The 12,325-nt window shown below is 68.5% G+C and carries 21 protein-coding genes; 10 read left to right on the plus strand and 11 right to left on the minus strand.

Features of this window, described 5'->3' with window-relative positions:
* Window positions 1-35: 35 nt before the first annotated feature.
* The gene (locus tag LYSHEL_RS09815; protein WP_213433870.1) at window positions 36-1,175 is read right to left on the minus strand and encodes a ScyD/ScyE family protein; all 1,140 of its coding nucleotides are present in this window, start codon (window positions 1,173-1,175) and stop codon (window positions 36-38) included.
* 150 nt (window positions 1,176-1,325) lie between these two features.
* On the opposite strand from LYSHEL_RS09815, the gene LYSHEL_RS09820 reads away from it, so the two are divergent.
* Together LYSHEL_RS09820 and LYSHEL_RS09825 are read left to right on the plus strand one after the other, a co-directional pair.
* On the plus strand, window positions 1,326-1,748 hold the full coding sequence (locus tag LYSHEL_RS09820; RefSeq protein WP_213433871.1) for a YeeE/YedE family protein: 423 nt from the start codon (window positions 1,326-1,328) through the stop codon (window positions 1,746-1,748).
* The gene (locus LYSHEL_RS09825; RefSeq protein WP_213433872.1) at window positions 1,745-2,176 is read left to right on the plus strand and encodes a DUF6691 family protein; all 432 of its coding nucleotides are present in this window, start codon (window positions 1,745-1,747) and stop codon (window positions 2,174-2,176) included. The genes LYSHEL_RS09820 and LYSHEL_RS09825 overlap by 4 nt, the downstream gene beginning before the upstream one ends.
* Here LYSHEL_RS09825 and LYSHEL_RS09830 read toward each other — a convergent pair.
* The 4 genes from LYSHEL_RS09830 to LYSHEL_RS09845 form a co-directional block, all read right to left on the minus strand.
* A complete protein-coding gene (locus LYSHEL_RS09830; protein WP_213433873.1) occupies window positions 2,163-2,798 on the minus strand; it encodes a hypothetical protein in 636 nt (211 codons plus the stop codon). The genes LYSHEL_RS09825 and LYSHEL_RS09830 overlap by 14 nt on opposite strands.
* Window positions 2,795-3,250 carry an RNA polymerase sigma factor gene (locus LYSHEL_RS09835; protein ID WP_407075184.1) on the minus strand — a complete coding sequence of 152 codons (456 nt, stop codon included), beginning with the start codon at window positions 3,248-3,250 and terminating at the stop codon, window positions 2,795-2,797. Before LYSHEL_RS09835 ends, LYSHEL_RS09830 begins: the two co-directional genes overlap by 4 nt.
* 138 nt (window positions 3,251-3,388) lie before the next feature.
* On the minus strand, window positions 3,389-3,784 hold the full coding sequence (locus tag LYSHEL_RS09840) for a hypothetical protein (protein WP_213433874.1): 396 nt from the start codon (window positions 3,782-3,784) through the stop codon (window positions 3,389-3,391).
* Window positions 3,781-4,146, minus strand: a complete 366-nt coding sequence (locus tag LYSHEL_RS09845) for a VOC family protein (protein WP_213433875.1) — start codon at window positions 4,144-4,146, stop codon at window positions 3,781-3,783. Before LYSHEL_RS09845 ends, LYSHEL_RS09840 begins: the two co-directional genes overlap by 4 nt.
* Before the next feature lie 120 nt (window positions 4,147-4,266).
* Between LYSHEL_RS09845 and LYSHEL_RS09850 the strand changes: the two genes are divergently transcribed.
* Window positions 4,267-4,503 carry a hypothetical protein gene (locus LYSHEL_RS09850; RefSeq protein ID WP_213433876.1) on the plus strand — a complete coding sequence of 79 codons (237 nt, stop codon included), beginning with the start codon at window positions 4,267-4,269 and terminating at the stop codon, window positions 4,501-4,503.
* Here the strand turns inward: LYSHEL_RS09850 and LYSHEL_RS09855 are convergent.
* Window positions 4,487-5,014: a hypothetical protein gene (locus LYSHEL_RS09855; RefSeq protein WP_213433877.1), complete on the minus strand. Its 528-nt coding sequence runs from the start codon at window positions 5,012-5,014 to the stop codon at window positions 4,487-4,489. The two genes, LYSHEL_RS09850 and LYSHEL_RS09855, sit on opposite strands and share 17 nt — an antisense overlap.
* A 153-nt stretch (window positions 5,015-5,167) precedes the next feature.
* Here LYSHEL_RS09855 and LYSHEL_RS09860 point away from each other — a divergent pair, with 153 nt between their 5' ends.
* Window positions 5,168-5,539 (plus strand): VOC family protein, encoded by a 372-nt coding sequence (locus tag LYSHEL_RS09860; RefSeq protein WP_213433878.1) that lies wholly within the window; start codon window positions 5,168-5,170, stop codon window positions 5,537-5,539.
* A gap of 92 nt (window positions 5,540-5,631) precedes the next feature.
* Here LYSHEL_RS09860 and LYSHEL_RS09865 read toward each other — a convergent pair whose 3' ends face one another.
* The 3 genes from LYSHEL_RS09865 to LYSHEL_RS09875 all read right to left on the minus strand — a co-directional run bounded on the left by LYSHEL_RS09865 (window position 5,632) and on the right by LYSHEL_RS09875 (window position 6,976).
* Window positions 5,632-5,811 carry a hypothetical protein gene (locus LYSHEL_RS09865; protein WP_213433879.1) on the minus strand — a complete coding sequence of 60 codons (180 nt, stop codon included), beginning with the start codon at window positions 5,809-5,811 and terminating at the stop codon, window positions 5,632-5,634.
* 199 nt (window positions 5,812-6,010) lie between these two features.
* On the minus strand, window positions 6,011-6,310 hold the full coding sequence (locus LYSHEL_RS09870; RefSeq protein WP_213433880.1) for a hypothetical protein: 300 nt from the start codon (window positions 6,308-6,310) through the stop codon (window positions 6,011-6,013).
* A gap of 96 nt (window positions 6,311-6,406) precedes the next feature.
* Window positions 6,407-6,976, minus strand: coding sequence for a hypothetical protein (locus LYSHEL_RS09875; RefSeq protein WP_213433881.1), 570 nt, complete (start codon window positions 6,974-6,976; stop codon window positions 6,407-6,409).
* Between the two features lie 118 nt (window positions 6,977-7,094).
* On the opposite strand from LYSHEL_RS09875, the gene LYSHEL_RS09880 reads away from it, so the two are divergent.
* Window positions 7,095-7,616, plus strand: coding sequence for a hypothetical protein (locus LYSHEL_RS09880; protein ID WP_213433882.1), 522 nt, complete (start codon window positions 7,095-7,097; stop codon window positions 7,614-7,616).
* A 9-nt stretch (window positions 7,617-7,625) separates the two neighbouring features.
* Here LYSHEL_RS09880 and LYSHEL_RS09885 read toward each other — a convergent pair whose 3' ends face one another.
* Window positions 7,626-8,306, minus strand: a complete 681-nt coding sequence (locus LYSHEL_RS09885; protein WP_213433883.1) for a DUF2306 domain-containing protein — start codon at window positions 8,304-8,306, stop codon at window positions 7,626-7,628.
* Between the two features lie 147 nt (window positions 8,307-8,453).
* Between LYSHEL_RS09885 and LYSHEL_RS09890 the strand changes: the two genes are divergently transcribed.
* The 5 genes from LYSHEL_RS09890 to LYSHEL_RS09910 all read left to right on the plus strand — a co-directional run bounded on the left by LYSHEL_RS09890 (window position 8,454) and on the right by LYSHEL_RS09910 (window position 11,882).
* Window positions 8,454-9,527, plus strand: coding sequence for a sensor histidine kinase (locus LYSHEL_RS09890; protein WP_213433884.1), 1,074 nt, complete (start codon window positions 8,454-8,456; stop codon window positions 9,525-9,527).
* Window positions 9,524-10,282 carry a LytR/AlgR family response regulator transcription factor gene (locus LYSHEL_RS09895; RefSeq protein WP_213433885.1) on the plus strand — a complete coding sequence of 253 codons (759 nt, stop codon included), beginning with the start codon at window positions 9,524-9,526 and terminating at the stop codon, window positions 10,280-10,282. Before LYSHEL_RS09890 ends, LYSHEL_RS09895 begins: the two co-directional genes overlap by 4 nt.
* 14 nt (window positions 10,283-10,296) lie before the next feature.
* Window positions 10,297-10,815, plus strand: a complete 519-nt coding sequence (locus LYSHEL_RS09900; protein WP_213433886.1) for a dihydrofolate reductase family protein — start codon at window positions 10,297-10,299, stop codon at window positions 10,813-10,815.
* A 14-nt stretch (window positions 10,816-10,829) separates the two neighbouring features.
* Window positions 10,830-11,234, plus strand: coding sequence for a hypothetical protein (locus LYSHEL_RS09905; protein ID WP_213433887.1), 405 nt, complete (start codon window positions 10,830-10,832; stop codon window positions 11,232-11,234).
* A 138-nt stretch (window positions 11,235-11,372) separates the two neighbouring features.
* A complete protein-coding gene (locus tag LYSHEL_RS09910; RefSeq protein WP_213433888.1) occupies window positions 11,373-11,882 on the plus strand; it encodes a hypothetical protein in 510 nt (169 codons plus the stop codon).
* On the opposite strand, the gene LYSHEL_RS09915 is transcribed toward LYSHEL_RS09910, so the two are convergent.
* The gene (locus LYSHEL_RS09915) at window positions 11,879-12,208 is read right to left on the minus strand and encodes a hypothetical protein (RefSeq protein ID WP_213433889.1); all 330 of its coding nucleotides are present in this window, start codon (window positions 12,206-12,208) and stop codon (window positions 11,879-11,881) included. The genes LYSHEL_RS09910 and LYSHEL_RS09915 overlap by 4 nt on opposite strands.
* Between the last annotated feature and the right edge of the window lie 117 nt (window positions 12,209-12,325).

A 12,325-nucleotide genomic window follows, 5' to 3' on the forward strand; every position in this document is an offset into this window, starting at 1 on the left:
GAAGATGCCTTCACACCGCGGCAGGGGTCATGCGGTCACAGGTCCACGCGCAGCACTTCGCCCACGCCCGGGATCGGCGGACCGAAGCCGATGTGCGAGACGTAGAGGTCGCCGTCCGGTCCCATCGTCATCGCGGTCGGCAGGGTGAGGCCGCTCACGATGGTTTCCGGGCCGCCGCCCGGCCGGATGCGCACGATGCTGCCCGCGCCCGGCGTGGGATCCGGGTTCCCGCTGGTGTTCTGCAGGATGTACAGGTTGTCCTTCGCGTCGAACGCCAGGCCCAGGATCGTGGTGCCTTGCGCGACGACCTGCAGGCGCGTCGGGTTCGACAACAGGCGCCACACGCGCGAGGAGTTGTCGACGATCGGGAAGAAGTTGAGGTTCCCGATGTACCAGTAGCCGCCATGGCGCGCGAGCGCCGTCGGCACCACGTGGCCGACGTGCGCGGAGATGTCGATCACGCGCTGGATCGCGCCGGTGCTGGCCGACACGCGCACGAGTTCGCCGTGGTTGGGTTCCACCGCGTACAGCCAGCCATCGCGCGCGACCATGCTGTACCACGTGCCGTCGGGTTCGAAGTCCGCCGGCTCGACGACCGCGGTGGGATGCGTCTTCTGGTACGCGCTCAGGTTGGCGACGAGCGAAGGCGCGCCCCCGGCGCCGATGCGCACGATCGCGTTGTCGCGGTTGCGCACGCCATGCGAGCAACCGCCGCCCGAGATCAGCGCATACAGCTGTCCGTTCACGAACGCGACGTCCGCCACGCCACTGACGAGCGAGCCGAGCGTCGCCGCCGTCGTGCTGGTGGGCAGGTTGGTCGTCACCGTGGTGCGGTGGCCCGACGAATCGATGCGCGAGATGCGACCGCCCGTGCTGCTGCCGAGGTACGGGCCCACGGGCGGGACGACCTGCGTGCATTGCGCAGGCGTGGTCGACCCCGTGCCGCCGGTGCCGCCTTCGGCGACATAGAGATTGCCGTCGGGTCCGAATTTCAGGCCGCGCGGATTGTTGAGTCCCTTGGCGAAGACCGACACGCTGATGGACTGCGCGGCCTCCACGCGGACGAGGTCTGCGGCGCGCAACAACGGATCGGACTGGCCGGCGCTTGCCGTGGATGCCGCAATGGCGAGCGCGATCGCGAGTGCGCAGGTGCGCACGGAAGAGTTTGGTTTCATGGGGAAATCTCCTGGCGGAAGTGGCCCGCCAACAGAAGCAACGCGGACGCGATGCGCAGCGGACAGGGGACACCCATGCGGGGGACGCGCGCGCTGTGCGGCGACTGCGTGGAGTGCGAAGATGCCGCAACACATCGGTGGGAGCGTGCGATGGCGTCGTGGCAAGCAGGCTTGCTCGGGGGCGTGCTCATCGGGATCGCGGCCACCTTGTTGTTGTTGCTCAACGGGCGGATCGCGGGCGTCAGCGGGATCACCTTCAACGCTGCCCTGCAACGCAACCCGCGCGGCGAATCGGCGTGGCGCTGGGCCTTCCTCGCAGGATTGATGATCGCCGGCGGCATCGCGATGCGCGCGACCGGGCAGGTCGCGCTTTCGCCCGCACCGTTCGCGGTGGTGGCGGTGGCGGGGCTGCTCGTCGGTTACGGCACGCGGCTCGGCGGTGGCTGCACGAGCGGGCATGGCGTGTGCGGCATCGGCCGGATGTCGAAGCGCTCGCTCGTGGCGACGGTGCTGTTCGTCGCGTCGGGGATGGCCACGGTGTTCGTGCTGCGGCACGTTGCGGGGGCCGCATGAACCGGATCCTGGCGGCGTTGCTTGCGGGCGCGTTGTTCGGCGTCGGCCTGGTGATCGGCGGGATGACCGATCCCGATGTCGTGCTCGGTTTCCTCGATGTCGCGGGCGAATGGAACCCGACCTTGCTGTGCGTGATGCTCGGCGCGACGGGCACGACGGCGATCGCGTTCCGGTTCGTGCTGCGCCGCGATCGCCCCGTGTTCGATGCGGACTTCCACCTGCCGACGTACACGCTCGTCGATCGCGACCTCGTCGTCGGCGCCGTCGTCTTCGGCGTGGGCTGGGGGCTGGCGGGCTACTGCCCGGCCCCCGTACTCGTCGGCGCCGCGGGTGGGGCGTGGACCGCGTGGGTGTTCGTGCCGGCGATGTTGCTGGGCGCGGTGTTGCAACGTGCGGTGCTGAAACGCCGCGCGGTCAGCCCTGCGTGAATTCCCGGGCGTCGCGCAATTCGCGTTCGACCTGCTGCAACCGGCCCCCCACCGCGGACGTCTCCAGCCACGACGGCCAGCGCCGCATCGCCCACGCCGCGGCGATCGCAAGCACCGCACCGAACGCCAGATTGGCAAGCACGTACATCGGCTGGTAACGCCACACATCCAGGCCGATCGCGTTCAAGCCGATGAACAGCAGCGGCGCCCAGGCGATCGCACCGACGAGGAGCAACACGCGCTCGCCGCGGATGCGCTGGCGGCGCACGTCCAGCACGCGCGCATGCACCTGCGCCACGGGTTGCGTCCAGTCGATCGCGGCCAGCTTCACCAGTTGCGTCGTGGCCATCGCGATCAGCGCGATGCCATACAGGTGCACCGCGACGCCGTACGCAACCAGGTGCGGCGTGCCGAGGTGGTCGAACCAGTACCCGCCCGCCCACACCGCGATGGCGATGCCGACCGCCAGTTCGATCCACTGTCCCAGCGACACCAGGCCCAGCCGCCCGTGCACGCGATGGCGCAAGGCATGGCCTTCCAGTTCCGCCAGGCGCAGCGTTTGCGTTTCAAGCTTTTGCGTGGCGGATTGCCAGGCGGCTTGCAGGTCCTGCAGTTCCATCATGCGTCTCCTCGTTCGGCGCCGACGCTGCGGCGCAATTGATCCTTGATGCGGTTCAGGCGCGTGGCGACGTTGCCTTCGCTCGTGCCGAGCACCTCGGCGGTCTCGCGATGGCTGCAGCCTTCCAGGTGCAGCAGCAACAGCGCGCGGTCGAGCGGCACGAGCGTGGCCATCGCGCGTTGCACCAGCGCGAGTTGCTGGCGCGCGGCGAAGTCGACGTCGGTGTCGCCCGCGGGTTCGTCCTGCAGGTCGTCGAGCGCGGCGTGCGTGCGCGGGCGTTCGCGGCGTTGCTGCGAGATCGCCACGTTCAATGCAATGCGATACATCCACGTCGAGAACGGGCGCGCGGGGTCGTAACCGGGCCACGCCTGCCACAGGCGCAGCGCGATGTCCTGCGCGAGGTCGGCGCGATCGTGCGGTGCCTGCCGGAAGGCGGCGGCGACTTTCAGCACGATCCCGCGATGGGCTTCAAGCAGGGCAGGGAAGTCGTCGGCGGTGGCGGCGTGGCGGTCAAGGCGGCTCGTGTCCGGCGGGGCTTGCTGGGTGATACGCGGCAGCGGGCGGAATCTCACACGACCCGGGCACGCGCCGGATCAGGGATCGAGGAGGCTTTCGCTGCGCAGCCAGTACAGCGCTTCGGCCCGGGTTTCGAACACGTTGGCCACCAGGCCGAAGTTGCGCGCCGCCACCATCGCGAACCGCTCCGGGTCGATGAACTCCGGGCGCGTGACCATCACCAGGCGCAACCGCGGGCCGGCCACCGCGGCCCACGTGCGCACCATCTCGTGGCGCGCGCCGACGCCCGGCGGTTCGAAGCCGGCAATCCCGCGGATGTCCACGACCAGGCCGTGGTAGCCGCGCGCCGTGGCCGCGGCGATGACCTTGGCGACGCGCGCCACGCCTTCGTGCAGCGCGATCGCACCGGACAGGTTGAACAACGCGAAGCGGCGCTCCGCGTCGAGGCATTCGAAGTCGAAGTCGTCGCTCACGGCGCGGGCATCCGCAGCTGGAAGACGTTGCCTTCCGGATCACGGCCATCGCATGCGCGGAATCCCCGCGCTTGCCACTCGCGCTCCGGCGGCCAGAGTTCGCCGCCGAGTTCGCGCGTGCGCACGCGCGCCGCGGCCAGGTCATCGACGGGGAAACACAGCTTGAGATAGCTGTCTTCGCGCGTGGAGAAGTCGGTGCCCGCACCGTGGATGGCGTGGATCGTGAGCTGGAAGCCGTCGCATTCGAGCACCGCGTGGCGATCGTCGCCGTGCACGCGCTGCATGCCCGCCAGCTCGCGATAGAACGCCGTCATGCGCGCGACGTCGTGCACGAACAGGACGGCGGCGGGGAGGAGTTTCACGGCCGGTTTCCCGCCTCCCCCTGACGGGGGAACGCAATACACCGAGCGGGTGACGATTTCATCGACCGTTGCAAACGCCACCGTCCGTAATATCCAGCGATGTCCCGCGAATCAGCCCCCATGACCGTCGACCAACTGCGCAGTCGCCTCGCTGGACTCGACGGTGGGCTCGAACTCGTCTGTTTCTGCTGCGACGAAGGAACGCGACAACGCACGACGCCGTTCCGCGTCTACGTCGTCGAGCAGGTGCACGTGACGCGCGCCGCGCGCGCCACGTCGCCCGGCGCCCCGCTCGAATTCGGGCATGGCCCGCAGGCGCGCGAAATGGCGGTGGTGCACATCACGACGGATTTCTGACCGGCGCCGGCGCGGTGGCCTCGACGCGCGGGTGGAAGCGCCGTACCGCGAGCACCGTCAACACGACGAACAGCACCAGCACGAGGCCTTGCGCGATCCCGAACGGCGGCTCCTTCTGCGTCGGCGCCAGCGCGTGCAGCGCGGGCACCTTCAGGAACAGCTGCACGACCAGCACGAACACGTTGAGGTACACCGAGACCATCGCGCCGATGACGTAGATCGCGCGCCACGGTCCGGCGAGGCGTTGCCCGTACAACGCGATCAGCGTCAGCGCGAGCACGCCCGACGACACGACCCCGGTTCCCAACGCCGGCGTGAAGCCGCGGAAGGGAAACAGGAAGCCGGTGGCCGTGGTGAGTACCGCGGTGGACAGGAAGAGCGAGGTCCACCCCGGCATCGCCTGGTTGCGCAGCAGGCCTTTCGCGACGACGAGGCCTGCGAGGATCGCGACCAGGCTCAGGGCCGTGTGGAAGAGCGTGAACGGATGCGTCAACGGCAGGACCGGTTCCATGCGTGCATTCCCCCTCGCGGCGTTCGGCGGAGCCTGCGCCCATCGCTGCGGGCGCGCAACTGGCGGCCTCGCGGCGGCCGGGGCGGGGTTCGCTGACGTCGCTGGAACGCCCTGGGCAGTAGCATCCCGGCCCCGCAACGACCGGAGGCCGCCATGGACCGCAATCCCGTCGGCTGGTTCGAGATCTACGTGCAGGACATGGAACGCGCGAAGGCGTTCTACGGCGCCGTGTTCGAAACGCAGTTCCAGCAACTGGAGACATCGGAACTGCAGATGTGGTCGTTCCCCGCGTTCGCGAACAGCAACGGCAGCACCGGCGCGCTCGTCTGCATGAAAGGCTTTCCGTCGGGCGGCAACAGCACGATCGTGTACTTCATGTGCGAGGACTGCGCGAACGAAGAGAAACGTGCGTCGGAAAACGGCGGCAAGGTCTTCAAGCACAAGTTTTCCATCGGCGAGCATGGCTTCATTTCGCTCGTGACCGATCCCGACGGCAACATGATCGGTTTGCACTCGATGCAGTGACGCAACGAAAAAGCCCCCGCCGAAGCGAGGGCCTTTCGTTGACGCTTCACGCATCACGGATGCCGAAGCACCCGGGAGCGTGCGATGTCGTTTCAGCGGTTGGAAGCCGGCGCGGTCGACGAACCCTTGTTGCCTTCTTCCAGCGACTTCTTGTCGGCATCGCTCATCGCCTTCGGCGCGGCAGCGAACTTGGGGTCCGTTGCGTCGACCTTGGAGACTTCCGGCGTGGCCGGCTTGGTACCGGTGATTTCCGGCTTGGTGTCGTTGCTCATGGTGTGATCCTTGCGAATGGGATCCGTTGACCGGATCCGTTTGGCCGTGGCCATTGCCTGCATGCGCAGGAGGAGGCTCAAAGGCGGGATCGCAATTTCGATGAGTGCCGCCGGAGCGAAGTGGCGCGTGTCGCTCGGTGCCCGTGCAACATGCGCCGCGGGGCATTACGGGGTGGTGACGGCTGGGCCTGGAGCGGTCTCAGGCGCGCGGCAGGTAGCGATCGAGGTGGCTGTAGCGCGATTTCCACGTCGCGAGCGGCCGCAGCGTGTCCGGGCCGCCGCGTCGTTCCGGATCGCGCACCGCCACGGCGAGATCGCCGGAGACCTTCGCCAGCAACCGCGCCAGGCGTGGCGGCGGGGGCGTATCGCGCGGGCCGGCGCTTTCCAGCGTGCGCAGCAACTCGCGCAGCGTGAAGGACTGCGATGCGCGCGGCGCCTGCCAGGCGCGGGACAGGGCGGCGAACCAGCGCGAAGCGCGCGCGGGAAGGCGGGAGGACAAGCGGGGCATCGGTGCGCCTGGGTGCGTGCGGTCGCGCAGGGGCGCAACGATCGACCGACACGGTGCGCCCTGGCGGATGAGTGCGAGGTGACCCGGTTACACCGCCGCCAGCCCGTTGTACATCGCGCCGAGGAACAACACGAACGACACGGCCGCGAAGACGCCCTGCACGCGCTCGCTTTCCGAGCGGGCACACACCAGGCACCCGGTGAGCCAGAACACCTGCGAGCCCCAGTACAACGGGCCCAGGTCGATCACGTGTTGCCAACCCTTCTGCACCGTGTCGATTTCGTCGGACACCAGCAACGCGAGCAGCAACAGGAACAGCGGGCGCTTGATGGCGAAAAAATGGGCCTTGAGGCTCACGACGCCGGCGCCGCCGCGGTCCGGGAACATCAGGTCCGACATCACGAAAAGCAGCGACGGGATCAGCAGCATGCTCAGGTAACTGAGATACCCGATGTGCGGCACCGCGGCCCAGGCCTGCAGCATCCACCAGAAACTCGCCATCGCGATCAGCAGGAACGCGCTCCACACCGTGTGGATCCAGTACCAGTCCGCGCTGCGCCCGCGCTTGATCAGCGAGGCGATGTGCGCGAGCACGTTGGCCACGCCCAGGCCGTAGATCAGCGAGACGAACGTGGAAAGGTGGGCGAGGTGCTCCATGGGCGTGGCGTGTCTCCGGTCCGGGCTGGCGCGAATCGCGCGATTCAATCCGAATCCGCGGCGGCCTTCAACGGCGGGCGATGACCGCTTCCGTGCCCGCGGCGACGTTGGCCGGGGTATGCCTGCGTCGGACCTGCTCATCGCCATCACGCAACTCGGCGTCGCGCTCGCCGGGTTCTCGGGCCTGATCGCCGCGATCCGCACGGCCTCGCCGGAGGGCTGGCATCCGCGCGACATCTGGTCGCTGTCGTGGATGCTGGGGGCGAGCATCGGCGCGCTCGTGCTCGGGTTGCTGCCGGCGTGGCTGGCGTTGTTCGACTGGACCACCCTGCGCGTGTATCGCGTCGCAAGCGTCGTCGCGTTTGCCTACATCAGCGTGCTCGGAGGCGTGATGGCATGGCGCGGACGGCGCCTGACCTTGCGCGGGTTTCCGCCGCGCGTGAAGTTCTTCCCGTCGGCGATCTTTGCGTTGCTTGGCGTCTCCGCGATCGCAACGGGCGCGGGGGCGGCGGGAAGCCTGCAGGCGTCGATCGTGCCCGCGTACGTCGGAAGCCTGATCGCATTGCTGGTGGTGTCGGCGCTGGTGCTCGCGATCTTCCTCGTGCTGCTGGCGCGGGCGGCGCAGCAAGAAAAAAACTGAGCGTCCCGGTCACGTTCCCTGGGTCGCTTTCGCGACGGATCGCATCGCCTTGCGCCCCCGCAGCGTGCGCACCAGCCAGTACAGCGTCGTGCCCGCGACGAGCAGCACGGGCACGACGAGCAAGCCGGAGGCCCGGATCGGCGCGGGGAAGAACTTCGCCTGGCCGAGGAACAGCGACGCGGTCGCGATCCAGTACGCCATGCCCATGCGCCAGAGGTGGCGCACGAGGCGTTGGGCGCCGGCGATGTGGCCGGCTACCAGGAGACGCGCGTCGAGTGCCGCGGCCGACAGCACGACGAGTGCGAACAGGAAGAACGGTGCGGGCGGGAACTGGTCCACCGGGCCATGCCGCACGGCGAGCACCCCGAGCGACAAGGCACGAAGGCCCGTGGCGAACCCCAACGCCATCAACGCGACGTACCAGCCGCGCGCGGCCACGACATCGCGCTTCACCGTGAGCCACGCGGTCGTGACGAGGTAGAACGTCGAGAACGCGGCGACTACGTTGCCGCGGTTGGGATGCACGAACGTGGCGGCGATGGCGCCGGTCGCCGTCAACGTCACCATCGCGACGAAGAAGACGGTGCCCGCGCTTCGATGCAGCCGCGAGCCCTTCTTCGCGAACAGCGCAAATGCGCCGGCGACGATCACGACGAGCCCGGCGGTGATATGCAGCCAGCGCAGCAGCATGGCGATGTCCCCTTGCTTCTCTGTTGCGGCGACTCTGGAAGCGCGCCGGCGGGGCGTCCACGGGGATTGCGACGAACGACGGCCTGGCGTGGACGAAGCACGGTCCCCGCCGACGATCCGCGCGCGGCACGCTGGTATCGTCGTCCCATGCCCGACACCCGCGTTCCTGCCGCGCCGACGCCCGGACCCTGGTTCGGCTGGAAGCGCGTGCGCACGGTGGCGATCGCGGCGTTCGTCGTCAGCCTGCCGATGTCGACGAACTGGACCGCCTCGTATTGGCTGTTGCTGGTGCGGCTGTTCCTCGTCGGCATGGCCGCGCTCTGCATGTTCGGGCTGTTCGAACGCTGGCCGCGCCGCTTGCCCAGCTGGATCGCACGCTGGGGCCTGCAGGTGGCGGGCGTGGCGGCGATCATTCCAGTTGCGGCCGCGCTCTCGTACGCCTTCACCACGCCGCACGACGTGCATTGGTGGTCGGTAAAGTCGCGCATGGAGGGTTTCAGCTTCATCGCGTTCATGGGCTTGTTGGTCGCGCCGTGGATCGCGATGTCCGCGTTGTACCGGCACATCAGCGGGAAGGCGCGCAGCCAGGCGCTGGCCTTCGAGCTGGAACGCAGCGAGTACGACCGCAATGCGCTGGACGCGCGGCTGCGGTTGTTGCAGGCGCAGGTCGAGCCGCATTTCCTGTTCAACACGCTCGCGAACGTGCGCGAACTAGTGGATGCGGGCTCGCCGCAGGCATCGGAGGTGCTCGGCAGCCTCATCGCGTACCTGCGCGCAGCGGTGCCGCGCTTGCACGAAGCCAACGCCACGGTGGCGCAGGAACTGGAACTGGTGCGCGCGTACCTCGAAGTGATGCACATGCGCATGCCCGACCGTCTGCGGTGGTCGGTGGATGCGGAGCCGGGCGCGCTGCAGGTGCCGTGCCCGCCGACGAGCGTACTGACCCTGGTGGAGAACGCGGTGCGGCACGGCATCGATCCGGCGGAAGAGGGCGGGCGCATCGATGTGCGCGCGACGGTGCAGGGCGGGCAGTGCCGCATCGTGGTGGCTGACACCGGCGTGGGCGTGGCTTCGACGATCAACGCAGGCACGGGCTTGTCGAACCTGCGCGAACGGCTGCAACTCGCGTTCGGCGATGAGGCCCGACTGGTGTTGGCGCCGCTGCCGCCGCATGGCACGACTGCGGAACTCGTGTTTCCGATGCCGGCACCGCCAAGATGAGCATCGCGGCCACCGCATTGATCGCCGACGACGAGCCGTTGCTGCGACGCGCGCTCGCGCGGCAGCTTGCCGAGGCCTGGCCGTCGCTTGAGATCGTCGCCCAGGCACGCAATGGCCGCGAAGCGGTGGACCGGTTCGAAGCGCTGCGCCCGGACGTGTGTTTCCTCGACGTGCACATGCCCGGCCTCGACGGCATCGACGCCGCGCACGCGATTGGGCGGCGCGCGCATGTCGTGTTCGTGACTGCCTACGATCGTTATGCGGTGCAGGCGTTCGAACAGGGCGCGATCGATTACCTGGTCAAACCGGTGGAAGGCGCGCGCCTGGCCGACACCGTTGCGCGCTTGCAGGCGCGCCTGCAGGCCGCTTCGCCGATGGCGGACCTCGCGCCGATGCTCGCACGCCTGTCGCGGCAGCACGCGCGCTGGTTGCGCGCGTCAGTGGGCAACGATGTGCGCCTGATCGCGGTGGAGGACATCGACTACCTGCGCTCCGACGAGAAATACACGCGGATCGCCTGGCGTGGCGAAACCGGGCGCGGCGGCGAAGCGCTCGTCCGAACGCCGCTGAAGGAGCTGATGGCGCAGCTGGATCCCGATCAGTTCGTGCGGGTGCACCGCGCCGTGGTGGTGAACCTGCGTGCGGTGAGCCACATGGTGCGCGGCGACAACGAGACCGGAACGTTGCACCTGAGGTCGCGTTTGGACGTGTTACCCGTGAGTCGGCGGTATCTTCACCACTTCCGCGCGAGCTGAGCAGGAGCGCACGCATGAAAGCCTCCGTCTTCGTCGGCACCAGCCTCGACGGGTTCCTGGCCCGCGCGAACGGTGCGCTCGACTTCCTCCCGCCCGGCGGCGGCGAGCCGCACGGCTACGAGGAATTCATGGCCACGGTGGATGCGCTCGTCATCGGCCGCAATACGTACGAGGTCGTGCTCGCCTTCCCCGAGTGGCCCTACGGCGACAAGCCGGTGTTCGTGCTCAGCACGCATGCGCTGGCGCCTGCACCGGCGGGTGCGGTGGTCGAACCTCTGTCCGGCGCACCGGAAGCCATCGCCGCGCACCTCGCCGCACGCGGATTCGAGCACCTGTACATCGACGGCGGCATCACCATCCAGCGGTTCCTCGACGCCGGCCTGATCCAGCGCCTCGTGGTCACGCGCGTGCCCGTGCTCATCGGGACCGGCATTCCGCTCTTCGGTCCGCTGCAGCGCGACATCAAGCTGGAACATCTCTGCACGCGGCAGTTCGTGAGCGGGCTGGTCCAGAGCGAGTACCGCGTGCTCTGACAGGAGGCGCCCGAATGCATCCGCCACCGATTCCGCAGGACGTGATCTACACGGCGCTCTATGCCGCGCTGGGCCTCACCGATTCGATCCTGCAGATCTGGATCACGCTGACGTTCGCGGTGATCGTGTCGACCTACATCGCGGGCGATCGCTTCAACCGGCACGTGTACTGGTTGCTGACGTGCCTCTACGCGTTCGCGTCCTTCATCCTGCTGGTGCGCTTCGGCAGCGCGGCCATGCAGGCCTTCCACTACAAGAACCTGCTGATTGCGCGCGGCTTCGAACCCTGGCCCGTGCCGAACGTGGTCTCCCTGGTCATCGGCGGAGGGTCCGTGGCCCTGATCATCTCGGGGACCCTCGGGACGCTGTGGTTCGTCCGCTCGACGTGGAAGCAGCTCGAGGGCCGGCAGGCCGGCTGACTTCTTCCTCGCTTCACACAACGCCCATCGTGGACACACCCGCGCGCGCGATGCTGCGCGCCACTCATGCACGGAGACGCAGCGATGGCGGCCAACATCAGCGGGAGCGGGCGGCGCGGGAACGGATTGCGGTGGGCCATGTGGGGCTTCGCAGCGTTGCTGCTGGCGCTCCCGGCGGTGGCGATGCAGTTCGACACCGGCGTGAATTGGACGGCAACCGACTTCCTCACCTGGGGCGCGATGCTCGCCATCGCGTGCGGTGCGTACGAGTTCGGCGCGAGGAGGACGGGCAACCGGACCTATCGCGCCGGCGTCGGCGTGGCGGTGGTCACCGGCTTCCTGCTGGTGTGGATCACCCTGGCCGTCGGCATCATCGGCAGCGAAACCAATGGCGCGAACCTGATGTTCGCGGGCGTCCTGGCCGTCGGCGGCATCGGCGCGCTGATCGGGCGCTTCCAGCCGCTCGGCATGGCGCGTGCGTTGGTCGCGACGGCGATCGCGCAGGCCTCGGTGGCGGTGGTCGTGCTGGTCGCAGCGTTGGGGTCGAACCGCGAGGTGCTGGCGCTGACGGCGATCTTCGTCGTGCTGTGGCTCGTGTCGGCGTGGTTGTTCCGCAATGCCGCGCGCGAGCAGGGCCTGCCGACCTAACCCGGATGCCGGTAGGCGTGCGCGGCCCACACCAGGGCCGCGGCGCAGGCGATCGCGACGAACAGGCCGTAGCGCAGGTGGAACGGGATCGGCACGCGGCCCAGTGCCTGTTCCATGACGTTCGTCTCCAGCTTCCATCCGTGCTGGCACTGCGAACATGCGAGCTGGTACCGCTTGTCGTAGACGAACCCGAACAGAAGGTCGAATTGGCCGTACGAATACCTGAGCTGCGGGATGAAGTCCTTGTCTTCCTCGCAACGCGGGCAGTGGTGCGTCTCGGCAGGGCCCACCTGCACGACCCGCTCGCCGCGGCCGATCATGAACATCACCCGGAACATCCCCTGTGCTGGCGCGGATCCCGAAAAGCGGAATCGCGCCAGGATGATCCCGGGCACCCGTCGCGGCGTCAACGATTTCGAGCAGCACCGGCCCATGGGGTTCGC

Origin of the sequence: Lysobacter helvus (assembly GCF_018406645.1) — a bacterium.
Classification (GTDB): Bacteria; Pseudomonadota; Gammaproteobacteria; order Xanthomonadales; family Xanthomonadaceae; genus Noviluteimonas; species Noviluteimonas caseinilytica.

Excerpts from the sequence above, each read along its gene's own strand:
- LYSHEL_RS09820 (WP_213433871.1), top strand. The coding sequence starts at position 1,326 with ATGGCGTCGTGGCAAGCAGGCTTGCTCGGGGGCGTGCTCATCGGGATC.
- LYSHEL_RS09860 (WP_213433878.1), top strand. The coding sequence starts at position 5,168 with ATGGACCGCAATCCCGTCGGCTGGTTCGAGATCTACGTGCAGGACATG.
- LYSHEL_RS09885 (WP_213433883.1), bottom strand. The coding sequence starts at position 8,306 with ATGCTGCTGCGCTGGCTGCATATCACCGCCGGGCTCGTCGTGATCGTC.
- LYSHEL_RS09815 (WP_213433870.1), bottom strand. The coding sequence starts at position 1,175 with ATGAAACCAAACTCTTCCGTGCGCACCTGCGCACTCGCGATCGCGCTC.
- LYSHEL_RS09915 (WP_213433889.1), bottom strand. The coding sequence starts at position 12,208 with ATGTTCATGATCGGCCGCGGCGAGCGGGTCGTGCAGGTGGGCCCTGCC.
- LYSHEL_RS09910 (WP_213433888.1), top strand. The coding sequence starts at position 11,373 with ATGTGGGGCTTCGCAGCGTTGCTGCTGGCGCTCCCGGCGGTGGCGATG.
- LYSHEL_RS09880 (WP_213433882.1), top strand. The coding sequence starts at position 7,095 with ATGCCTGCGTCGGACCTGCTCATCGCCATCACGCAACTCGGCGTCGCG.
- LYSHEL_RS09830 (WP_213433873.1), bottom strand. The coding sequence starts at position 2,798 with ATGATGGAACTGCAGGACCTGCAAGCCGCCTGGCAATCCGCCACGCAA.
- LYSHEL_RS09855 (WP_213433877.1), bottom strand. The coding sequence starts at position 5,014 with ATGGAACCGGTCCTGCCGTTGACGCATCCGTTCACGCTCTTCCACACG.
- LYSHEL_RS09850 (WP_213433876.1), top strand. The coding sequence starts at position 4,267 with ATGACCGTCGACCAACTGCGCAGTCGCCTCGCTGGACTCGACGGTGGG.
- LYSHEL_RS09875 (WP_213433881.1), bottom strand. The coding sequence starts at position 6,976 with ATGGAGCACCTCGCCCACCTTTCCACGTTCGTCTCGCTGATCTACGGC.
- LYSHEL_RS09895 (WP_213433885.1), top strand. The coding sequence starts at position 9,524 with ATGAGCATCGCGGCCACCGCATTGATCGCCGACGACGAGCCGTTGCTG.
- LYSHEL_RS09890 (WP_213433884.1), top strand. The coding sequence starts at position 8,454 with ATGCCCGACACCCGCGTTCCTGCCGCGCCGACGCCCGGACCCTGGTTC.
- LYSHEL_RS09900 (WP_213433886.1), top strand. The coding sequence starts at position 10,297 with ATGAAAGCCTCCGTCTTCGTCGGCACCAGCCTCGACGGGTTCCTGGCC.
- LYSHEL_RS09865 (WP_213433879.1), bottom strand. The coding sequence starts at position 5,811 with ATGAGCAACGACACCAAGCCGGAAATCACCGGTACCAAGCCGGCCACG.
- LYSHEL_RS09905 (WP_213433887.1), top strand. The coding sequence starts at position 10,830 with ATGCATCCGCCACCGATTCCGCAGGACGTGATCTACACGGCGCTCTAT.
- LYSHEL_RS09825 (WP_213433872.1), top strand. The coding sequence starts at position 1,745 with ATGAACCGGATCCTGGCGGCGTTGCTTGCGGGCGCGTTGTTCGGCGTC.